The organism is Streptomyces sp. NPDC005761, assembly GCF_040630635.1.
Lineage (GTDB): Bacteria > Actinomycetota > Actinomycetes > Streptomycetales > Streptomycetaceae > Streptomyces.
On sequence record NZ_JBEXXX010000038.1, the window covers coordinates 24,110 to 46,220 of the forward strand.

Here is a 22,111-nt window from a genome sequence, read left to right on the forward strand (position 1 = left end):
CCCGAGCCGTGCCGGGTGGTGCGGTGAAGCGGCGGTGCGGTACGGGAGCCGGCGGATGTCAGGTTCCGCCGGCTCCCGTACGGGCGGGAGCCGTCAGGAGCTCCCGGTCCTGGGACCGGTCTCAGCCGGCGTCGCGCGGCAGGGTGCGGGTGCGGCCCATCTCGCCCAGCCAGACGGCGGACGGCTTGGGCAGCCGCTCGAACGTCTCGGGGTCCCAGCCGATGAGGCCGAAGGTGGGCGCGTAGGAGCCCCACTCGTAGTTGTCGAGCGCGCTCCACGCCAGGTAGCCCTGGATGTTGAGGCCGTCCTCCAGCGCGGAGGCGACCTCGTTCAACGCGCCGGTGTAGTAGTCGATGCGGCGGCTGTCGACGTCGGTGGCGATGCCGTTCTCGGTGACGATCAACGGCATGCCGGGGCCCAGGATGTCGGCGGTGTGGCGCAGCGCGTGGCCGACGGCGGAGGGGTAGTACTCCCACTGGGTGAGGGTGCGCTCGACGTCGTCCGCGGTGGGGATCGGGCCGTCGGTGCCGATCAGGGTCCGGGTGTAGGACTGCACGCCGATCCAGTCGTCGCCGCGGGCGGCTTCGATGAAGACGTCCTCGCGGGGGTGGCGGTAGGCCGCGGTGACCTCTTCGGCGCCGGGGAGGGCCTGGTAGACCTGGTTGGCGACGGTCCAGCCGACCTGGATGCCGGCGTTGATCGCCCTGACCTCCTTGACGGCCGCGTGGTGGGCGGCGATCACGGCCACGGTGGTCTCGTCGTCCGGGGTCGGCAGACCGGCGGGCGGGAAGCCGATGTCGCCGCGCTTGGCCTGGCCCGCCATGACGGCGATCATGTTCGGCTCGTTGATGGTGCAGACGTGGCTGACGCCTTCGGCGATGACCGGTGCGCAGGCCGCGACATAACGGGCGAACAGCTCGGTCGCGCCCTCGGAGGTGAAGCCGCCCCGGGCCTCGAACCACTGGGGGACGGTGAAGTGGTGCAGGGTGACCATGGGGCGCAGCCCGCGCTCGACGGCGCCCTCGACCATCCGGCGGTAGTGGGCGAGCTCGGCCCGGGAGAACCGGCCCTCGGCGGGCTCGATGCGGGCCCACTCGATGGAGAACCGGTAGTCGGTGAAGCCCAGTCCGGCCAGCACGTCCATGTCCTCGTGCCAGCGGTGGTAGCTGTCGCAGGCATCCAGGCTGGGCTCCTGGATGTGGGTGCCCGCGGTGTGCTCCTTGACCCACCAGTCGCTGTTGGTGTTGTTGCCCTCGATCTGGTGGGCGGCCGTGGAGGCGCCCCACAGGAAGCCTTCGGGGAACGGGACCTGGGTGTGCGTCATCGCGAACTGTCCTTCTGGTGCGTGAGGGGGTGCGGCCGGGCAGGGGTGCGGGGTGCGCGGCCTCGTACGTGTGGGCGGGGCGGCGGTGCCGCCCCGTGCGGGCTACTTCATGCCCGCCGTGGCGATGCCCTGGGTGAAGTGCCGCTGGAGCGCGATGAACACGACCAGGACCGGCAGCACGATCAGGAAGGACCCGGCCATCAGCATGCCGTTGGAGCCGCCCGACTTGTTCGGGTCGGTGGCGAACGTCGCCAGGGCGACCGGGAGGGTGTACTTGTCGGGGTCGTTGGTCGCGATGAGCGGCCAGACGAAGTTGTTCCAGGAGCCCAGGAACGTGAAGATCGACAGCGTCGCCAGGGCGGGCTTCACGAGGGGCATCACGATCCGCCAGAAGATGTACCACTCGCCGGCGCCGTCCATCCGGGCCGCCTCCAGCAGCTCGTCCGGGATCGACTGCATGAACTGCCGCATCAGGAAGACCCCGAAGGCGCCCGCCGCGAACGGCAGCACCAGACCGGCGTACGAGTCGATCAGCTGCATCTTGCTCATCAGGACGAACAGCGGCAGCAGCATCAGGTTGCCGGGCACCATGAGGGCGCCGAGCACCAGACCGAAGATCTTGTTGCGGCCGGCGAAGTTCAGCTTGGCCAGGGCGTACCCGAGCATCGAGCAGAAGACCAGGTTCGAGACGGTGACCAGCACCGCCACGATCACCGAGTTCATGAAGTACAGCGGCAGATCGAGCTTGTCGAGCAGGTCCCGGAAGTTGTCCAGGGTCCACTCGGTCGGGATCCAGACCGGCGGGCTCGCCGTCAGCTCGCTCGTCGTCTTGAACGCGGACAGGGCCATCCACAGGAACGGCGCCGACATGATCAGCAGGCCGAGCGACAGCAGGACGTAGACGAGGACCCGCTTCAGCGAACGCGGCCGCTTCTCCCCGCCCGGCTGTCCGGGCTCCTTCGACGGCGCCGTCGAGACGGCGCCCGGTGCACTGGTGGCGCTCATTTCGTGTTGTCCTTCAGCAGTCGGAGCTGCAGCACCGTGATGCCCATGATCACTACGAAGAGGACATACGCCATGGCGCTCGCATAGCCCATGTGGAAGAAGTTGAAGCCCTCGCGGTACATGTTCAGCGAGACGGTGAGCGTCGAGTCCGAGGGCCCGCCCTGCGTCATCACGAACGGCTCCTCGAAGACGTTGAGGTAGCCGATGGTGGTGATCACCGTGGCGTAGAGCAGCGTGGGCCGCAGCAGCGGGACGGTGATGCCCTTGAACTCCTGCCAGATGCCGGCGCCGTCCAGCCGCGCCGCTTCCCGCACCTCGGTCGGGATGGCCTGCAGACCGGCGATGAAGAGCACCATGACCGTGCCCAGGTTGCGCCAGACCGCCATCGCGATCATCGAGGGCATGGCGAGCTTCTCGGAGCCGAGGAAGTCCGGCGCGGTGAGGCCCACTTCGGAGAAGAGGCCTGCGATGAGACCGTCGCTCGGATCGAGCACGAACCGCCAGACGACGGCGACCGCGACGATGGTGGTGACGACCGGGGCGTAGAAGCCGACGCGGAAGAAGGTCCGGGCCCGGTCGATGCCGTTGTTCAGCAGGACGGCGACGACCAGTCCGAGGAAGATCGTCAACGGCACGCCGATGACCACGAAGTACGCCGTGTTGAAAAGCGACTTGAGGAACTTCTCGTCGCCGAACAGCTTGGTGTAGTTCTCGAAGCCGATGAAGTTCGCGTCCAGCGGATGCGTCACGTTGCGCAGCCCGAAGTCCGTGAAGCTCATCACCAGCGTGGCGATGATCGGGACGGCCATGAAGACGAGGAAGAGCACGAGGAAGGGAGTGGAGAACAGCCAGCCGGCCATGTTCTGCACGCCCATCGCGGGCTTCCTGCGACGTCGCGAGCCCTTCGGCCCGGCGGCCGGGGACGCGGTGGTCCCCGGCCCGGCCTGCACCTTGGCCGGCTGCGCGGCCTTTCCGGTCGTGGTGCTCATGGCTCCTACTTCACGAGGCCTTCGATCTCGGACTGCGCGGTCTTCAGCGCGTCCTCGGCGGACGCCTTGCCCTGGGTCACCTTCGCGATGGCCTGGTCGACCTTGTCGGTCACCTCGGTCCAGTTGGGCAGCGAGGGGGAGGACTTGGCGGTGTCCATCTGCTTCTTGAAGATCTGGAGGCCGGCGTCGTCGGCGAGGTCGCCGGAGGTCCAGGCGGCGGTGTTCGCCGGCAGGTCCTTGGTGCGCTCGTACCAGTCGGCCTGGCCCTTGGTGTCCGTCAGGTACTTGATGAACTCGGTGGCGGCGGCCTTGTGCCCGCTGTCCTTGGAGATCACCAGGGAGGAGCCGCCGGCCATCGAGACGGAGGACTTGTCAGCGGGCACGTTCGCCACCGCCCACTTGCCCTTGAGCTGCGGCTGTCCCTCGTTCAGCAGGGTGACGTGCCAGGGGCCGCCGAAGAACATCGGGACGCGGCCGTTGCCGAAGTCCTTCACGACGTCGTAGCCGGGCTGCACGGACTTGTTGGAGAGGCCCTTGTCGAAGTACGAGCCGTACTCCTTGAGCGCCTTGACGGCCTCGGGGCTGTCGATGACGACGTCGCCCTTGTCGTTGACGATCTCGCCGCCGGCCGAGTACAGGAAGGAGTAGAAGTTCTGCACCGTGTCCAGACCGCTGGGCTGGATGGACAGGCCCCACTTGGTGTCCGCCTTCTTCTGGTAGGCGGTGGCGAGGTCGCGCATCTCCTTCCAGTCGGTCGGAGCCTTGGTGACGCCGGCCTTCTCGGCCAGGTCGGTGCGGTAGTAGAGGACGCGGGTGTCGACGTACCACGGCACGCCGTACGCCTGGCCGTCCACCTCGCCCTGCTGCCAGCCGGCCGGGAAGAAGTCCTTCTCCTGGAAGGTCTCGGTGTCGACCGGCTCCAGAACCCCGAGCTCGGAGAACTCGCCCATGTAACTGCCGCCCATCTGCGCCACGTCGGGCATGGTGCCGGCGGCGGCCGCGGAGACGAGCTTCTGGTGGGCGACGTCCCAGCCGACCGGGGTCACCTTGACGGTGATGTTCGGGTGGGCCTTCTCGTACACCTCTGCCACGTCCGCGAGCTTCTCGCCCTCGGCCCCCATGGCCCAGACGGTGAGCGTCTGCTTGCTGTCCGCGGCGACGTCCTCGCCGCCGGAGCTGCCGCACGCGGTGAGGCCGAGGGCGAGCACGACAGCGATTCCGATGCCGGTGGAGGCGGTTCTGGCGGTGCGGGACATGGAGGGCTCCTCCTTGAGCATTCCGGATGTATGCGCTGCCTGTAAGCGCATACATCACTCTGCGGCAGAGATTCGGAAATCCGCAAGAGGGTGCTTGGTCACACTCGTGCAACGCGGTGGACATCTGAATGTTCGACTTGGAACGGTAAGCGTGCCGTTTGTGGAAAACGTAACGATGTGACCGAATCCGCAGGGTTGGTCCCGCGATCCTGCGGGGGCACGGGCCGGAGGCGGGCGGCGATAGTGTCGTGATCATGACTTCGTTCGTGCATGACTTCCCGTTCGATCCGGCCTACGGGCGCACCCTCGACGAGCTCATGGCCGTGCCCGCGCCCTCCGCCCCCGAGGACTTCGCGGACTTCTGGCGGGCGCGGTACGACGCGGCCCGCGAGGTCGTGACGGCCCCTGAGGTGGGGCCGCTGGAGGACGAGCGCGACGGCGTGCGGATCCACGGCGTGACGTACACCTCGGTGGGCGGGGTGCGTCTGGGTGGCTGGCTGGCGCTTCCGGTGGAGGGCGCGGCGGCCGGGCCGGTGCGCCACGGCTTCGTCGTCGGACACGGGTACGGGGGGCGGCAGGAGGCGGGGCCCGACGTGCCGCTGCCGCTGCCGTCGTCCGCCGCGATCCTGCCGTGCGTACGGGGGATGGGGGCGCGCGGTCTCGTGGCGGGCATCCCCGACGTCTCCGCCGGGCACGTGCTGCACGGCATAGAGTCGCGCGACACGTATGTCATCGGTGACTGCGTGGCGGACCTGTGGTGCGCGGCGTCCGCGCTCGGCGAGCTCGTGCCGGAGCTCGCGGGGCCGGGCCGGCTGGGCTACCTCGGGGAGAGCTTCGGTGGGGGGCTCGGTGCGCTGGCCCTGCCGTGGGACGACCGGTTCGCGGCGGCGCAGCTTACGGTGCCCACGTTCGGGAACCACCCGCTGCGGCTCACGCTGCCGTGCGCGGGAAGCGGCGAGTCCGTGCGCGCCCGCCACCGTGAGCACCCGGAGGTCGTGGAGGTGCTGCGGTACTTCGACGCGGCGACGGCGGCGGAGTCCGTGAAGCTGCCCACGCTGGTGGCCGCGGCGCTGTTCGACCCGTCCGTGCCGCCGCCGGGCCAGTTCGCCGTGCACAACGCGCTGGCGGGGGAGCGGGAGTTGCTGGTGCTGCCGGCGGGGCACTTCGAGTACGAAGGGCTGGCGCAGGACGTGGCCGGGCTGGTGGCGGCGCGGCGCGCGTTCTTCGGCAAGTGGCTGGGGCGGTGACCGGCCGCGCGCCGGACGGAACGCTCCGGCGCGCCCTCGTCAGCCGCAGCCGCAGCTGGCCCGGCGGATCACGGACACCGGAAGGGTGAGTGACACCGGCTCGCGGCCGGTGTTGTTCAGGCGCTCGACCAGCAGCTCGACCGCCTGCTCGCCCAGTCGCCGGATCGGCTGGCGCACCGTCGTCAGCGGCGGCTGGACGATCCGGCCGAGCGGGATCCCGTCGAAGCCGGTCACCGCCATGTCCTGGGGCACCCGCACTCCACGCCGGGCCAGGGCGCGCAGGGCGCCCACCGCCATCTGGTCGTTGGCGAACAGCATCGCCTCGGGCCGTTCCCCGCCCCGGTCCAGCAGGGTCTCGGCCGCCAGGGCGCCCTCGGCCTGCTTCATCATCGTCGTCCGCAGGGCCGGCTCGTCGGGCACCGGGAGGCCGGCGTCCCGGCACGCCTCCTGGAAGCCGCGGAACCGGGCCTCCGCGTCCGGCGAATCGGTCTCGCCCCCGACGAAGACCAGCCGGCGCAGGCCGTGGTCCTCGATCAGGTGGCGGGTCAGCTCCCGTTCACCGTCGGCGTTGGCGACGACGATGTGGTCGAGGTGATCGATCTCGCGCGGTCCGGCGAGCATCACGACCGGCAGGCGGCGCGAGATCACCTCCAGGTCCTCGGTCGGCACGGTCTGTGCCAGGACGGCGAAACCGTCGACCCGCCCCGCGACCTTCGCGACCAGGCTCTCCGGGCCGCCCTCCAGCGATGCCGCGATCAGCAGCGCGTACCCGTGCCGCCGGGCGGCGCGCTCCATGCCGCGGATGATCTGGTCGGAGTACAGCATCACCGCGTCGTCCGCGTCGCTGTCCGCCTCGGCGTCGGCCTCGGCGTCCGGGTCGGCGTAGTCCGGGAAGCACAGGCCGAGCACGCCGGTGGTGCGGCTCGCCAGCCCCCGCGCGTTGCCGCTCGGTACGTAACCGAGCTCGCGCGCCGCCTCCAGCACCCGCTCGCGGGTCTGGGCGCGCACCGATTCCGGAGTGCGGTAGACCCGCGAAACCGTGGCGATGGAGACGCCCGACCGCTCCGCGACGTCATACACCGTTGGGGCGCTCACTCGACCGACCGTCCGCTTCTTCTTCCGTACCGACGCGTATCGACGCGAACGTCGACGTACACGTTTTGAAAGCGCATTCACCCTAGATCGCGGGCCGTGCGCGGGCAAGGCCGACCCGGAATCAACAGGCAACCTTGCAAGATGGCTTGTACATCTTTTACGGTGGAGACATGACGCGACCGTCCGGTGCCACCCCCGCCGACCCGACCGCCGAAGAGGTGGCGAACCAGCTCGCCTCCGTCGTCGGCCGGCTGTTGCGACGGCTGCGCTCCTCGTCGTCGGAGAGCCTGCTGACGCCGACCCAGCGCTCGGTGCTGGCCCGGCTGGAGGACGGCGGCCCGGCCACCACGGCCGATCTGGCCCGCGCCGAGTTCGTGCGCCCCCAGTCCATGCGGCTGACCCTGGGCGCGCTGGAGGAGCAGGGGCTCGTCGAGCGCGCGCCGGATCCGGCCGACGGCCGGAAATCGGTGATGTCGGTGACGGACACCGGCCGCACCACCCTCGCCCAGGTCCGTGCAGCCAAGCGCAACTGGCTCGCCGAGGCCGTCGCGGCCGAACTGGACGGGCCGCAGCGGCGCACCGTCGCCGAGGCCGCCGAGCTCATCGAGCGCCTGGTCGGTTCATGACCGGTCGCGATGTGCTCCGCCCGGCTGCCGTGACCCGGCAGGCGGGGCCCGTCCCCGGGTTCAGCACCCGGCTCACCGCCCCGCTGCTGCTCGGCTCGCTGCTCAACCCGCTCAACACCACCATGATCTCCACCGCGCTCGTGGCGATCGGGCACCACTTCGCCATCGGTGCCGCCGACACCGCGTGGCTGATCTCGGTCCTCTACCTCGCCAGCGCCGTCGCCCAGCCCGTCCTGGGCAGACTCGCCGACGTCCTCGGCCCCCGGCGCGTCTTCCTGGCCGGCCTCGTCGTCGTCATCGCGTCGGGGATCGTCGGGACGGTGGCGCCGGACTTCGGGTGGCTGATCGTGTCCCGGCTGCTGCTCGGCATCGGTACGTCGGCCGCCTACCCGGCCGCCATGGCGGTGCTGCGCGACGAGTCGGCCCGGATCGGCCGGGCCACCCCGCGCCCCGTGCTGGCCCGGCTCTCCTTCGCCGCGCTCGGCAGCGCGGCTGTGGGCCCCACGCTGGGCGGCCTGCTCGTCATGGTCGTCGGCTGGCGCGGCATCTTCGCCGTCAACGTGCCCGTCGCCCTCGTCGCGTTCGGCGCCGCGCTGCTGTGGATCCCCGCCGACCCGCCGCGCCGACGGGCCGCCGACGGGAGCGGCCCCCGGCTCGGCCTGGATCCGCTCGGCATCGGCCTCTTCACCACCGCGCTGACCGTGCTGGTCTTCTTCCTGCTCGACCTGGCCCACCCGATGTGGTGGCTCCTCGCGCCCTTCGCCGTCCTGACCGCCGCGCTGGTGCGGTGGCTGCTGCGCCGCCCCGAGCCCTTCATCGACCTGCGGATGCTCGCGGCGAACGCCGCGCTCTCGCGGACGTACCTACGGCACGGGATCAGCTACCTGCTCATCTACGTCGTGATGTACGGGTACACCCAGTGGCTGGAGGAGGCCCGGGGCTACTCCTCCGGGCACACCGGACTGCTCATGCTGCCGATGTCCGTCGCCGCGCTCGTCTGTTCGCTGCTCGGCGCCCGTACGAAGGGCATCCGCGGGCCGCTCACCCTGGCCTGCGTGCTGCTCACCGCGGGGTCCGGACTGCTGTTCCTCCTCGACGGCGACACCCCCGTCGCCGTCCTGCTGCTGGCCGGTGCCTGCTTCGGCATCCCGCAGGGGCTGATCGGCACGAGCAACCAGGCAGCCGTCCAGGCCTACGCCCCGCCCGAGTCCATCGGCTCCGCCGCGGGTCTCCAGCGCACCGCCCAGTACATAGGAGCCATCACCGCGTCCAGCCTCATCGCGCTCGCGTACGGGCAGTCGGCCGGCGACCACGGCCTCCACCTGATGGCCGGCGTGGCCGCCGTACTGGGCGTCCTGCTCATCGTCCTCACCGTCACCGACCGCGCCCTGCGCGGCCGCACCTGATCCCCCCGAACACCCCCCAGGCAAGGAGCACCACCATGAGCGCCACCACCCTCGACCCGGCCACCGCGTTGATCGTCGTCGACCTCCAGAAGGGCATCGTCGGCCTCCCGACCGCCCACCCCGCCGACGAGGTCGTCGCCCGCGCCGCGACCCTCGCCGACGCCTTCCGGGCCAAGGGCCTCCCGGTCGTCCTGGTCCGCGTCACCGGCGGCGCCCCCGGCCGCACCGAGGGGGCCGCACGGTCCGGACAGCCGGCCGCCGACTGGGCCGAGATCGTCCCCGAACTCGGCCCGCACGACGGCGACATCGTCGTCACCAAGCAGCAGTGGGGTGCCTTCTACGGCACCGACCTCGACCTCCGGCTGCGCCGCCGGGGCATCACGCAGGTCGTGCTGGCCGGGATCGCGACCAGCATCGGCGTCGAGTCCACCGCCCGCTCCGCCCACGAACACGGCTACCACGTCACCGTCGCCACGGACGCGGTCACCGACATGAGCGCCGAGGCCCACGACAACAGCGTCGAGCGGATCTTCCCCCGCCTCGGCGAGACGGACACGACGGACGCGATCGTCAAGCTGCTCGGCTGACCGCCGGCCTCAGGTCGCGTCCCGCCGCCGGATCTTGTTGCCCAGCCACACCAGCGGGTCGTACTTGCGGTCCACGGCCCGCTCCTTCAGCGGGATCAGGGCGTTGTCGGTGATCTTGATGTGCTCGGGGCACACCTCCGTACAGCACTTGGTGATGTTGCAGAGCCCGAGCCCGTGCTCCTCCTGGGCCGTCGCCTTCCGGTCGAGACCGGCCTCGGCGGCGGCGTCCAGGGGGTGCATGTCCAGCTCGGCCACCCGCATCAGGAACCGCGGCCCGGCGAAGGCCGTCTTGTTCTCCTCGTGGTCGCGCACCACATGGCAGGTGTCCTGGCACAGGAAGCACTCGATGCACTTGCGGAACTCCTGCGAGCGGTCCACATCGATCTGCTGCATCCGGTACTCGCCCGGCTTCACACCCTCCGGGGGGACGAAGGAGGGGATCTCGCGCGCCTTGGCGTAGTTGAACGAGACATCCGTCACCAGATCCCGCACCACCGGGAAGGCGCGCAGCGGCGTGACCGTGATCGTCTCCTCACGGCCGAAGACCGACATGCGCGTCATGCACAGCAGCCGCGGGCGCCCGTTGATCTCCGCGCTGCACGAACCGCACTTGCCCGCCTTGCAGTTCCACCGCACCGCCAGATCGCCCGCCTGGGTGGCCTGGATGCGGTGGATGATGTCGAGGACGACCTCACCGTCGTTGACCTCGACCTCGAAGTCCTCCAGAGCGCCGCCCCCGGTGTCCCCGCGCCACACCCTGAACCGTGCGTCATAGCTGCTCACTCGTAGAGCTCCTCATCGGCGAGGTACTTGACCAGCTCCTCCTTCTCGAAGAGGGAGAGCAGATCCGGACGGATGGGGTCGGTCACCTTGCGTACGAGAGCGATCCGGCCGCTCGCGGCGTCCTGTTCGTCCACCGGCCGGCACAGCAGATTGACCGGGCGCCAGGCCCGCTCCATGGCCGGGCAGTCCTCGCGGGTGTGTCCACCACGGCTCTCGGTGCGTTCCAGGGCCGCCCGGGCGATGCACTCACTGACCAGCAGCATGTTCCGCAGGTCGAGGGAGAGGTGCCAGCCGGGGTTGAACTGCCGGTGCCCCTCGACCCCTGCGCGGCGGGCCCGCTCGCGCAGCCCGGACAGCTTCTCCAGGGCCCGTTCCATCTCGGGCGCCCGCCGGATGATGCCGACCAGGTCGTTCATCGTCTGCTGGAGTTCCTGGTGCAGGGTGTACGGATTCTCCGTCGGCTCGGCCCCGGCGAGGTCCTCCGCGCTGAAGGGACGCAGCGCCTCCGCGGCCGAGGCGTCGATCTGGCCCTCGTCCACGACCGGCAGGGCATCGACCGACGCGGCGTACTGTGCGGCGTGCAGTCCGGCCCGGCGGCCGAAGACGAGCAGGTCGGAGAGAGAGTTCCCGCCGAGCCGGTTGGAGCCGTGCATACCGCCCGCGACCTCGCCCGCCGCGTACAGGCCGGGTACGTCGAGAGCTGCCGCGGTGTCGGAGTCGACGGCTATGCCGCCCATCACGTAGTGGCAGGTCGGGCCGACCTCCATCGCCTCTGCGGTGATGTCGACGTCCGCCAGTTCCTTGAACTGGTGGTACATCGACGGCAGCCGGCGCCGGATCCGCTCCGCGTCCATCCGCGTCGACACATCCAGGAACACCCCGCCGTGCGGCGATCCGCGGCCCGCCTTCACCTCGGAGTTGATGGCCCGGGCGACCTCGTCGCGCGGCAGCAGTTCGGGCGGCCGGCGGTTGTGGTCCGGGTCGTCGTACCAGCGGTCGCCCTCCTCCTCCGACTGCGCGTACTTCTCCTTGAACACGTCGGGGACGTAGTCGAACATGAACCGCTTGCCCTCGGAGTTGCGCAGCACCCCGCCGTCGCCGCGCACCGACTCGGTGACGAGGATGCCCTTGACCGAGGGCGGCCAGACCATGCCGGTCGGGTGGAACTGCACGAACTCCATGTTCAGCAGGGGTGCGCCCGCGAGCAGGGCCAGCGCGTGGCCGTCGCCCGTGTACTCCCAGGAGTTGGACGTCACCTTGAAGGACTTGCCGATGCCGCCGGTGGCGAGGACGACCGCGGGCGCCTCCAGCACGAAGAAGCGGCCGCTCTCGCGCTCGTAGCAGAAGGCGCCCGAGACCCTCTCCCCGTCCTTGAGCACGCGGGTCACCGTGCACTCCTGGAAGACCTTCAGCCGCGCCTCGTGGTCGCCGAACTCGCGCTCGTCCTCCTGCTGGAGCGAGACGATCTTCTGCTGGAGGGTGCGGATCAGTTCGAGGCCGGTACGGTCCCCGACATGGGCCAGCCGCGGATACTCGTGTCCGCCGAAGTTGCGCTGGGAGATCTTGCCCTCGGGGGTGCGGTCGAAGAGCGCGCCCCAGGTCTCCAGCTCCCAGACGCGGTCGGGTGCCTCCTTGGCGTGCAGCTCCGCCATCCGCCACTGGTTGAGGAACTTCCCGCCGCGCATGGTGTCGCGGAAGTGCACCTGCCAGTTGTCCCCGGAGTTCACATTGCCCATGGAGGCGGCGATGCCGCCCTCCGCCATGACCGTGTGGGCCTTGCCGAAGAGTGATTTGCAGATGACGGCCGTACGGGCCCCGCGCTCCCGGGCCTCGATCGCGGCGCGCAGCCCGGCGCCTCCGGCACCGACCACGACGACGTCCCACTGCTGCCGTTCGAGCTCAGTCATTCAGAAAAACCTCGGATCGTCGAAGGCGCCGGAGGCGACCAGGTAGACGTAGAAGTCGCACGCCGCCACGCTGATCAGTGAGGCCCAGGCGAGCAGCATGTGACGGGCGTTGAGCCGCCCCACCCAGCCCCACAGCCGGTAGCGAACAGGGTGCTTGGAGAAGTGCCGCAGTCGGCCGCCGATGATGTGCCGGCAGGAATGGCAGGACAGGGTGTACGCCCAGATCAGGGCGATGTTGACCAGGAAGATCAGCGAGCCGAGGCCCATGTGGCCCCAGGCGTAGTGCTCGTCCCGGAAGGAGAGCACGGTGTCGTACGTGAGGATCCCGGCGACCGGCACCGCCGCGTAGAAGAAGTACCGGTGGATGTTCTGCATGATCAGCGGGAAGCGGGTCTCGCCGCTGTACGCCTGGTGGGGCTCGGCGACCGCGCAGGCGGGGGGCGAGGCCCAGAAGCCCCGGTAGTAGGCCTTGCGGTAGTAGTAGCAGGTCAGCCGGAAGCCGAGCGGGAAGATCAGGATCAGCAGGGCGGGCGACAGGCCCCACCAGCTGCCGAGGATCTCCCAGTTCGGGCCGCTCCGCATGGGGGCGCAGTTGTCCGCCAGACACGGTGAGTAGAACGGCGAGACGTAGGGCGCGGCGTAGTAGTCCGCGTTCGAGAAGGCCCGCCAGGTGGAGTAGACGATGAAGGCGAGCAGTCCGCCGGCCGTCACCGCGGGCGCCAGCCACCAGCGGTCGGTCCGCAGGTGGCGGGCGGCGATGGCGGCCCGCGTGGGGTGGTGCACTCCCGTCGTCCGGGCGGCTGCCACGTCCGGCGGGCGGGGTTGCGTACCCGGGGCGCTGCCCGGGTCCTTGCCTGAATCCGTTCCTGTTTCCGTACCGGTGGCCAAGGAACTCTCCTAGGGGGCGTGCCTGCCGCGGACGCCCAGACCCTCGTCGTCCGAGTCCGTCCACAGGGTGGCGTCGTAGGGCGCCTCGGTGATCGTGATGACCCCGTCGACGGGTGCGGTGTGGCCGGCCGGGTCGAGCGGCGCCGGAACGGTGGCCTCCACGCGCAGCTGCGCGAGGCTCCGCTCCAGCCGCCCGACGGTGCGGACCAGGTCGTCGAGGCAGTGCTGAACAGCCGTCAATTCGTCTTGCAGTGACATGACTTGATCTCACTTCCGCAGTCGCGGGCGGCCATGCTCATGCGCATGCGAGTGTTGCGCGTCACATCCCCGTTGGGAAGAGAGCGGGCCGCCCTGTCTTGCGGGCGGGGGGCGTACGGCGCCCGTGAGTGTCCGATTCCGTCCGGTCCGGGCACTCCGCCGCACGGGTGAGGTTCGGGCCGGTTGCGCCGTGTCTGCGCCGTCTCCCGCGCGTGGGCGCTTTCAGTGGACGGGCGGAACCAGTGTGATCAACTGCAAATGCCACCAAACACGCAGAATCCGGCCTATTCGGGTAACGGTGGGCCGGGCCGTCCCCGGAGGTCTCAGTCATGTCCCACGTAGGCGTCCCGCGCGGGACATCCCGAAAGCGCCTCTCGCTCGCACTTCTCACCACGGGGGTGCTCACCCTTCCCGTACTGGCCGGCTGCAGTTCGGGCAACGACACGGCCACCAGGGTGGCCGTCACCCCGCAGGACATCGCGCCGGCGGCCCGCGCGCAGGTGGCGGAGGGGGGCACGGTCAACTGGGCCATCGACGCGATGCCCGCCACCCTCAACGCCTTCCAGGCCGACGCCGACAGCGCCACCACCCGGATCACCGGCGCCCTGCTTCCGACCCTCTTCCCGCTGGACGCCAAGGGCCGGCCGCAGCTCAACCCGGACTACCTGGAATCCGCGAAGGTCGTCGACACCGAGCCCAGGCAGGTCGTGCTCTACCGGCTGAACCAGCAGGCGGTGTGGAGTGACGGCCGGGAGATCGGCGCACCGGACTTCGTCGCCCAGTGGCGGGCGCTGAGCGGCAAGGACTCCGCCTTCTGGACGGCCCGCAACGCCGGGTACGAACGCATCGAGAAGATCGAGCGCGGCGCCGACGACCTGGAGGTCAAGGTCACCTTCGCCAAGCCGTACGCGGACTGGCGCTCCCTCTTCTCCCCGCTGTACCCGAAGCAGGTGACGGGCTCCCCGGACGCCTTCAACGACGGGGCGCGGTCCACGCTCAAGGCGACCGCGGGCCCGTTCAGGCTGCGCGAGGTGGACAAGGAGGCGGGATCCGTCACGCTGGCGCGCAACCCGCGCTGGTGGGGGAGTCCCGCCAAACTCGACTCGCTGGTGTTCAGAGCGGTCGAGCCGCAGGACCGCACGGAGGCGCTGACCGAGGGGAAGGTCGACATCGCCGATATCGACGCGGCTGCCGCGAACCGCATCGTCCGGGCAGCCCGGGCCACCGGCGGCAACGGCGCGCCCCCCGCCCACGGCCCCGGCTCCGAGGTCACCCCGGCCCAGGCGCTGCGGTCCTGGGCCCTGGCGCACGGCTCCGACGAGGAGGCGGCCGAGGAGGCGCAGGAGGCCCGGGACGAGAAGGCGGCGGCCGCGAAGGCGTACGCCGCCGAGCAGGGCGACCTGCGCGGCTACGCGGTCCGCAAGTCCCTGGAGCCCGCCTACACCCAGCTGGCGCTGAACGGTGAGCGCGGGCCGCTCGCCGACGCCCGGGTACGCCGGGCGGTGGCCCGCGCCCTGGACCGCCAGGAGATCGCCGACACCGTGCTGCGGCCGCTCGGCCTGCCTGCCCAGCCCCTCGGCAGCCACCTGGCGCTCGCCGGGCAGCCCGCGTACAAGGACGCCGCCGACGCGCTCGGCAGCCAGGACACCAAGGAGGCGCAGGCGCTGCTGGCCGACGCGGGCTGGACGCGCGAGGGCGCCCTCAAGAAGACGGACGGGACCAAGGCGGGCAGCGAGGGCGAGAAGCAGAAGAACACGGAGAAGGCGGATAAGGCGAAGGAGGGAGAGGAGGCCGGCAGCGCGGAGGACGACGGCAAGACCGACGGCGCGGCCCGGCGCGAGCCCTCCGAGGACGACGGGCTGTACATCGTCGGCGACGACGACAAGCCCGGCGAGGCCGGGGGCGCGGCCACCCACGTCATCGCCCCCGCCCCCGCCGCCGCCGTACAGAGCGCCGCACTGCTGCGCCAGGCCGGCCACCTCGGCGAGTCGGGCACCTCCGAGGACGCTCCCGTCCGGATCACCGCCCAGGACCGGCAGCCCGGCGGCGCGGCCGGCGCGTACGCCCCGGTCGGCACCGCGGCCCCGGTCCAGGCCCCCGACTCCGCCCGCGGTCCCCTCGGCAAGGACGGGAAGGCGCTGAGGCTGCGGTTCGTCCTGCCGTCCGGGCCCGGCTCGGAGTCCCTGCGCAGTGTCGGCGACAAGATCGCGGCGATGCTGGACACGATCGGGATCAGTACCGAGATCACCAAGGTCTCCGACGACAGCTACTTCCAGGACCACGTCGCGTCCGGGGACTACGACCTGGCGCTGTACTCATGGCCCGCCACCGCCTACCCGGCCACGGACAGCCGCCCGATCTTCGCCAAGCCGGTGCCCGGCACCGACGGCTCGCTGCTCGTCGAGCAGAACTACACCCGCGTCGGTACGGACCACATCGACCAGCTCTTCGACGAGGCGGTGTCCGAGCTCGACGAGAAGACCGCCAGGGACCTGATGAAGCAGGCGGACGCCCGGATCTGGGCAGCCGCAGGATCGATTCCGCTCTACCAGCGCCCGCAGCTCGTCGCCACGGACAAGAAGCTCGTGAACGTCGGCGCCTTCGGCTTCGGGGTGCCGCACTACCAGGACATCGGTTTCAAGAAGCCGCAGTCCGCCGGCGCCCCGGCCGACCAGAAGAAGTAGCAGGTCAGCGCTGATCCGAAAGCTCAGAACTGGCTCAATTCCCTTGCCCGCCGGACGGCCGGCGGGCAAGGCTGTGCGCACCTGTTGACCCGGGTGACCACTCCGCCGCCCGACCGAAGGGGCCCCAACCCCGACGATCGCGCCGTGGAGGCCCGCTCCCAGCCCCCCGCCACGGAGCCGCAGCTTCGGAGCCCCACCTCCGGAGTTGTTCAGGACCCGCGTCCGCGTCGTCCGCCCGGGGGACCGTGTTCATGACCACCGGTGAATTCCGGCGGAAGACCTGGGCACGGAGGCGGAAACACCAAGCGGACGCGGGCCCGCCGCTTCACCCCCACGAGGCGCGCTTCCCCGTCCCGTGGCCGGTAAGACTTGCCCGGGAAGCCGGAGGGGCGCCCGCCCCGTACCATGGGACTAGCCGTGGCGCGTCCGCCCGGCGGGCGTACGAGGACTCAAGACCGACTAAGACGCCTGAATCCCCGATCCGAGAGAAGCGCAAGCCACCCATGCCCACGCGCCACGACATCCGTAACGTAGCCATCGTCGCCCACGTCGACCACGGCAAGACCACGCTGGTCGACGCCATGCTCAGGCAGGCCGGCGCCTTCGCCGCGCACGCCGCCGAGAACCTCGACGAACGCATGATGGACTCGAACGACCTGGAGCGTGAGAAGGGCATCACGATCCTGGCCAAGAACACGGCCGTGAAGTACCACCCCAAGGATGGCGGCGACGTCATCACGATCAACATCATCGACACCCCCGGCCACGCCGACTTCGGCGGTGAGGTCGAGCGAGGCCTGTCGATGGTCGACGCGGTCGTGCTGCTGGTCGACGCCTCCGAGGGCCCGCTGCCGCAGACCCGCTTCGTGCTGCGCAAGGCGCTGACGGCCAAGCTGCCGGTCATCCTCTGCATCAACAAGACGGACCGGCCGGACTCCCGGATCGCCGAGGTCATCGACGAGACGTACGACCTCTTCCTGGACCTGGACGCCGACGAGGACCAGATCGAGTTCCCGATCGTCTACGCCTGCGCCCGTGACGGCGTCGCCTCGCTGACCAAGCCGGAGGACGGCACCGTCCCGCCGGACAGCGACAGCCTGGAGCCGTTCTTCAGCACCATCCTCTCCGCGGTCCCGGCCCCGGAGTACGACGAGGACGCCCCGCTCCAGGCGCACGTCACCAACCTGGACGCCGACAACTTCCTCGGCCGTATCGCGCTGTGCCGCGTCGAGCAGGGCGAGCTGCGCAAGGGCCAGACGGTCACCTGGATCAAGCGTGACGGTACGCAGTCCAACGTCCGCATCACCGAGCTGCTGATGACCGAGGCGCTCACCCGCAAGCCGGCCGAGAAGGCGGGCCCGGGCGACATCTGCGCGATCGCCGGTATCCCGGACATCATGATCGGCGAGACCCTGGCCGACACCGAGAACCCGATCGCGCTGCCGCTGATCACGGTCGACGAGCCCGCCATCTCGATGACCATCGGTGCGAACACCTCGCCGCTCGTCGGCAAGGGCGGCAAGGGCCACAAGGTCACCGCCCGTCAGATCAAGGACCGTCTGGACCGCGAGCTGGTCGGTAACGTCTCGCTCCGCGTGCTGGACACCGAGCGCCCCGACGCCTGGGAGGTCCAGGGCCGCGGTGAGCTCGCGCTGGCCATCCTCATCGAGACCATGCGCCGTGAGGGCTTCGAGCTCACGGTCGGCAAGCCGCAGGTGGTCACCAAGCAGGTCGACGGCAAGACCCACGAGCCGATCGAGCGCATGACGATCGACTCGCCGGAGGAGCACCTCGGCGCCATCACGCAGCTCATGGCGACCCGTAAGGGCCGCATGGAGACGATGACGAACCACGGTTCGGGCTGGGTCCGCATGGAGTGGATCGTCCCGTCCCGCGGCCTCATCGGCTTCCGTACGGAGTTCCTGACCCAGACCCGCGGCACGGGCATCGCGCACTCCCTGTTCGAGGGCCACGAGCCGTGGTTCGGCGAGCTGCGCACCCGTCACAACGGCTCGCTGGTGGCGGACCGCGCCGGCGTGGTCACGCCGTTCGCGATGGTCAACCTCCAGGAGCGCGGTGTCATCTTCACCGAGGCCGGCACGGAGGTCTACGAGGGCATGATCATCGGCGAGAACTCGCGCGCCGACGACATGGACGTGAACATCACCAAGGAGAAGAAGCTCACCAACATGCGTGCGGCTTCCGCGGACACCACGGAGAACGTGGTGCCCGCCCGCAAGCTCTCGCTCGAGCAGTCGCTGGAGTTCTGCCGCGACGACGAGTGCATCGAGGTCACCCCGGAGACCGTGCGTATCCGCAAGGTCGTCCTGGACCAGAAGGAGCGCGGTCGCTCCGCCTCGCGCGCCAAGCGCTGATCACACGGTAGAGGCCCGGTTCCGCGACAGTCGCGGAACCGGGCCTTTCCCGTGTGCGGGGCCCACCGCCCGGAGCGCCCTGAGGCGCGTCCGGGGCCCGGCTCCGGGGTTGCGGCACGGAGGGCGGAGGCCGTGCCGGGAATGACCCGGAACGCGACCTGCGGGATGCCTCGGCCCCCGTCGCCGACACTCGGGGACGGGGGCAAATGCCACCGGCAGGGCGGCGCCGTTCCCGCTTCTCCGGGCGGCCCGGGAGACACGTCCGCCGCGCTGGCTGCGCAACTTGTTTTCTTTCGTCAGACGTCCGGATATCGGGCGCTGTTCACCGGAGCACGTGTTAACAGTCCGTTTCGGGTGTGTCTGTCTAGGATCCCTTTGTCCGAATTTCGGCCATTCAAGGCTTCCCTATGTTGTCAAACCGAGACCCTTTAAGTGTGGTTTACAGCCCGGTTGTGCTCAATAGTTGGCTCAGTTGAGCTCGGGTCAATGAGGCGCGCACTGGCAGGGTGCCGACTCACGAGCACGCTGGGTGTACCGGCCAAGCACGTCAGGGATGGCGGCGGCGGTCGGTGTCTCTCCTGCGGTGAACAAGTGGACTCTTGAGGAGGAACCCATGCGTGGTGCCATAAGCACCAACTGGGTCGTGTGCGCGACGCTGATCCCTACGGGGGTCGACCGACCGTGACAAGTCCTGTGCAGATCGATGACGCCGAGGCGTCAGCCCTCCCGGCGTCCGGGAGCGAGTCGGAGTCCGGTGGACCGGAGGTCAAGAAGGCCGCAGGTCTTTCTCCCGGGCAGCTGATGTGGCGTCGCTTCAAGAGGGACCGCACCGGGGTCATATCCGCGTGCATCGTCCTTTTCTTCTTCGCGGTGGCGATCCTCGCGCCCGTGATCTCGATGCTCTACGGCAAGGATGCCTACACCCTTTACGGGCAGGACAACCTCGACCTCCTCGATGAGTTCAACATGCCGACGGGTGGGGCGGGTGGCATGTCCGCCGACCACTGGTTCGGCATCGAACCCAACCTGGGCCGCGATGTGTTCATGCAGCTCGTCTACGGCATGCGCACCTCGATCTACACCGCTCTGGCAGCCACGATCGTGATGGTGGCGATCGGTGTCTTCATGGGCCTGGTGGGCGGTTACTTCGGCGGCAAGATCGACTACTGGGTCGGCCGGCTGACGGACTTCCTGCTCGGGTTCCCGAGCCAGCTCTTCTTCATCGCCTCCATGCCGGTGGTCGTCGCGGCGTTCGTCCGCCCCGACGAGGAGACCCCCACCTCGCTGCGTGCCGTCGCGATCATCATCGTGCTGTCGTTCCTGGGCTGGATGGGCCTGTCCCGTCTGATCCGTGCGGAAACGCTGACCCTGCGCGAGCGGGAGTTCATCGAGGCGGCGAGGATCTCGGGCGCCTCGCCCGGGCGGATCATCCGCAAGGAACTGATGCCCAACATCATCACGCCTGTCCTGGTTCAGGCCACGCTGATGCTGCCTTCCACGATTCTCTCCGTGGCGTTCCTCTCCTTCGTAGGCGTCGGATTCGTCGAGCCCACCCCTGACTGGGGCCGGATGTTCGCCATCGGTGCCGACATCTACGAGCAGGACCCGGTCTACATGCTGTTCCCGGGTGTCGCCATGGTCGTCTTCGTGGTGGCGTTCAACCTCCTCGGCGACTCCGTCCGAGACGCGTTCGACCCCAAGTCCGGACGCTGAAGCTTCCGTCCCCCCGCGGATGGGGTAGCTGTCACCCGGACGCCGGCCAGGGCCGGATGCGCCAGGCAGCTCAGTTGGATCACTACTGACAGATAGGTACTCATCGTCATGAGCATCTTTGGTACGCGCCAGATGCGCGCCGCGGTCATCGCGGTGGCAGCCGGTTCGTTGGTGCTGACCGCATGCGGCGGCAGCGACAACGACAACAGCAGCAAGGGCAAGACCAAGACCCAGGAAGACGCCGCCAAGCAGTCGTCGGCCGTCATCATGGGAGACGCCAAGGCGTCCACCGGTCCTGCGGCCGAGGTGCCCGGCGCCAAGCCCGGCGGCACCATGACGGTCTATCAGGAGGCCGACTTCTCCCACCTGGACCCGGGTCAGAGCTACGTCAGCGACGCCAAGCAGCTTGACCGGCTGCTCCAGCGCGGCCTGACGCAGTACCAGGAGGACGACAAGGGCCAGCTCACCGTGGTCGGTGACCTCGCCACCGACTCCGGCAAGGTGACCGACGGCGGTAAGACCTGGACTTACACGCTCAAGGACAACCTCAAGGACGCGAACGGCAATGTGATCGACTCGTCGGACATCCGGCACTCGATCGAGCGTCTGTACGCCCCGTTCATCACCGACGGCCCGATCTACATCCAGAACTGGCTGTCCGGCGCGGGCACCACGTACCGCAAGGCTCTGCCGGACGGTCCGTACAAGGGCAAGCACCTGCCGGACTCGGTCCTGGCGACCCCGGACGCGAAGACCGTCATCTTCAAGTTCAAGGACGCGCAGCCCGACCTCGGTCAGGCGCTGGCGATGCCCGGCTACTCCGTGGTGCCCAAGGAGACGGACACCAAGGAGAAGTACGACACGGCCCCGGTCGCGACCGGCCCGTACAAGATCGCCGAGTTCAAGCCCGGCAAGTCGATGAAGCTCGTCAAGAACACGAACTGGGACCCGGCGACCGACTCGGTCCGTCACCAGTACGTCGACGGCTTCAACATCGAGTACAACCACGACGACGACGACCAGACCAAGACCCTCCTGGCCGACCGTGGCGAGGCCAAGAACGCCGTGATGTTCACGGGTCAGGTCGCCACCAACCAGGTGAGCAAGGTCGTCGGCGACGCCGCCGCGATGAAGCGCACGATCCAGGGCTACGCGCCGTACGTGTGGCAGCTCAACTTCAACCTGGACCGCATGACGGACAAGAAGGTCCGTGACGCGATCACCTACGCGATGCCGAACGCGCAGCTCTACAAGCTCGACGGTGGCGCCTACGGCGGTGAGACCGCGACCGGTCTGATGGCCCCGACCGTCCCCGGCTACGAGAAGGGTTACGACCCCTTCGGCAAGCTGAAGAAGCCGAACGGCGACGTGGCCAAGGCCAAGGAGCTCATCAAGGAAGCCGGCGCCGAGGGCAAGAAGGTCATCTACGCCTACGGCAACACCCCGGTCCGCCAGCAGCAGGCCGTCCTGATCTCCAAGCGCCTCGAGGAGATCGGTCTCAAGGTCGTCAAGAAGGAGATCGACTCCGCCACCTGGTACGAGCAGGTCGGCAAGGTCAAGAACGGTCTCGACCTGTACATGACCGGTTGGGGCCAGGACTGGCCGTCCGCCTCCACCGTCATCCCGCCGTCCTACGACGGCACCCAGCTGCAGGACGGTTCCTCCGTCTACTCGCACGTCAACGACCCCAAGGTCAACGCCGAGATCGCTCGCATCATGAAGATCACGGACCCGGCCGAGGCCGGCAAGGCCTGGACCGCGCTGCACCACGACATCGTGGAGCGCATCAACCCGGCAGCCCCGATCTACTTCACCAAGGTGTTCCAGATCTTCGGCTCCAACGTCGGTGGCCTGCGGTACTCGAGTGACGCCAGCTACGTCGACGTCACGCGTCTGTACCTGAAGAAGTAGCAACCCGCACAGGCCGATCCCGGGGGTGCGCACACGGCGGAGCGCGCACCCCCGGGA

17 protein-coding genes are annotated in these 22,111 nt (G+C 69.5%); 8 read left to right on the forward strand and 9 right to left on the reverse strand.

Annotation, left to right across the window (positions count from 1 at the left end; all coding sequences use genetic code 11):
- Window positions 1-121 precede the first annotated feature (121 nt).
- The 4 genes from ABZ434_RS27750 to ABZ434_RS27765 all read right to left on the reverse strand — a co-directional run bounded on the left by ABZ434_RS27750 (window position 122) and on the right by ABZ434_RS27765 (window position 4,574).
- Window positions 122-1,324, reverse strand: a complete 1,203-nt coding sequence (locus tag ABZ434_RS27750; protein WP_359142300.1) for a family 1 glycosylhydrolase — start codon at window positions 1,322-1,324, stop codon at window positions 122-124.
- 102 nt (window positions 1,325-1,426) lie between these two features.
- Entirely contained in the window at window positions 1,427-2,329 is a 903-nt protein-coding gene (locus tag ABZ434_RS27755; RefSeq protein ID WP_359142302.1) for a carbohydrate ABC transporter permease, read from the reverse strand.
- Window positions 2,326-3,318: a sugar ABC transporter permease gene (locus ABZ434_RS27760; RefSeq protein ID WP_359142304.1), complete on the reverse strand. Its 993-nt coding sequence runs from the start codon at window positions 3,316-3,318 to the stop codon at window positions 2,326-2,328. The genes ABZ434_RS27755 and ABZ434_RS27760 overlap by 4 nt, the downstream gene beginning before the upstream one ends.
- A 5-nt stretch (window positions 3,319-3,323) precedes the next feature.
- Window positions 3,324-4,574: a sugar ABC transporter substrate-binding protein gene (locus ABZ434_RS27765; RefSeq protein ID WP_359142305.1), complete on the reverse strand. Its 1,251-nt coding sequence runs from the start codon at window positions 4,572-4,574 to the stop codon at window positions 3,324-3,326.
- Between the two features lie 254 nt (window positions 4,575-4,828).
- On the opposite strand from ABZ434_RS27765, the gene ABZ434_RS27770 reads away from it, so the two are divergent.
- Window positions 4,829-5,821, forward strand: coding sequence for an acetylxylan esterase (locus ABZ434_RS27770; protein ID WP_359142307.1), 993 nt, complete (start codon window positions 4,829-4,831; stop codon window positions 5,819-5,821).
- A 39-nt stretch (window positions 5,822-5,860) separates the two neighbouring features.
- Here the strand turns inward: ABZ434_RS27770 and ABZ434_RS27775 are convergent, their stop codons facing one another.
- Complete coding sequence (locus tag ABZ434_RS27775) at window positions 5,861-6,916, reverse strand: LacI family DNA-binding transcriptional regulator (protein WP_359142309.1); 1,056 nt, start codon at window positions 6,914-6,916, stop codon at window positions 5,861-5,863.
- A gap of 170 nt (window positions 6,917-7,086) precedes the next feature.
- Between ABZ434_RS27775 and ABZ434_RS27780 the strand changes: the two genes are divergently transcribed.
- From ABZ434_RS27780 to ABZ434_RS27790, 3 genes are read left to right on the forward strand one after another with little or no spacing between them, the layout of a single operon-like run.
- On the forward strand, window positions 7,087-7,542 hold the full coding sequence (locus ABZ434_RS27780; protein WP_359142311.1) for a MarR family transcriptional regulator: 456 nt from the start codon (window positions 7,087-7,089) through the stop codon (window positions 7,540-7,542).
- On the forward strand, window positions 7,539-8,948 hold the full coding sequence (locus tag ABZ434_RS27785) for an MFS transporter (RefSeq protein WP_359142313.1): 1,410 nt from the start codon (window positions 7,539-7,541) through the stop codon (window positions 8,946-8,948). Before ABZ434_RS27780 ends, ABZ434_RS27785 begins: the two co-directional genes overlap by 4 nt.
- 35 nt (window positions 8,949-8,983) lie before the next feature.
- Window positions 8,984-9,535, forward strand: a complete 552-nt coding sequence (locus ABZ434_RS27790) for an isochorismatase family protein (protein ID WP_359142315.1) — start codon at window positions 8,984-8,986, stop codon at window positions 9,533-9,535.
- A 9-nt stretch (window positions 9,536-9,544) separates the two neighbouring features.
- On the opposite strand, the gene ABZ434_RS27795 is transcribed toward ABZ434_RS27790, so the two are convergent.
- From ABZ434_RS27795 to ABZ434_RS27810, 4 genes are all read right to left on the reverse strand, one after another.
- Window positions 9,545-10,318, reverse strand: coding sequence for a succinate dehydrogenase/fumarate reductase iron-sulfur subunit (locus tag ABZ434_RS27795; protein ID WP_359142317.1), 774 nt, complete (start codon window positions 10,316-10,318; stop codon window positions 9,545-9,547).
- Window positions 10,315-12,225 carry a fumarate reductase/succinate dehydrogenase flavoprotein subunit gene (locus tag ABZ434_RS27800; RefSeq protein WP_359142319.1) on the reverse strand — a complete coding sequence of 637 codons (1,911 nt, stop codon included), beginning with the start codon at window positions 12,223-12,225 and terminating at the stop codon, window positions 10,315-10,317. The genes ABZ434_RS27795 and ABZ434_RS27800 overlap by 4 nt, the downstream gene beginning before the upstream one ends.
- Window positions 12,226-13,032 (reverse strand): hypothetical protein, encoded by an 807-nt coding sequence (locus tag ABZ434_RS27805; protein ID WP_359142391.1) that lies wholly within the window; start codon window positions 13,030-13,032, stop codon window positions 12,226-12,228.
- A gap of 90 nt (window positions 13,033-13,122) precedes the next feature.
- Window positions 13,123-13,371: a hypothetical protein gene (locus tag ABZ434_RS27810; protein WP_359142321.1), complete on the reverse strand. Its 249-nt coding sequence runs from the start codon at window positions 13,369-13,371 to the stop codon at window positions 13,123-13,125.
- 329 nt (window positions 13,372-13,700) lie between these two features.
- Between ABZ434_RS27810 and ABZ434_RS27815 the strand changes: the two genes are divergently transcribed.
- From ABZ434_RS27815 to ABZ434_RS27830, 4 genes are all read left to right on the forward strand, one after another.
- Window positions 13,701-16,055 carry an ABC transporter family substrate-binding protein gene (locus tag ABZ434_RS27815; protein WP_359142323.1) on the forward strand — a complete coding sequence of 785 codons (2,355 nt, stop codon included), beginning with the start codon at window positions 13,701-13,703 and terminating at the stop codon, window positions 16,053-16,055.
- A 503-nt stretch (window positions 16,056-16,558) separates the two neighbouring features.
- Window positions 16,559-18,430, forward strand: a complete 1,872-nt coding sequence (typA, locus tag ABZ434_RS27820) for a translational GTPase TypA (RefSeq protein ID WP_359142324.1) — start codon at window positions 16,559-16,561, stop codon at window positions 18,428-18,430.
- Window positions 18,431-19,111: 681 nt separating this feature from the next.
- Window positions 19,112-20,143, forward strand: a complete 1,032-nt coding sequence (locus ABZ434_RS27825) for an ABC transporter permease (protein WP_359142326.1) — start codon at window positions 19,112-19,114, stop codon at window positions 20,141-20,143.
- Window positions 20,144-20,251: 108 nt separating this feature from the next.
- A complete protein-coding gene (locus tag ABZ434_RS27830) occupies window positions 20,252-22,054 on the forward strand; it encodes an ABC transporter substrate-binding protein (RefSeq protein WP_359142328.1) in 1,803 nt (600 codons plus the stop codon).
- The last annotated feature ends 57 nt before the right edge of the window (window positions 22,055-22,111 follow it).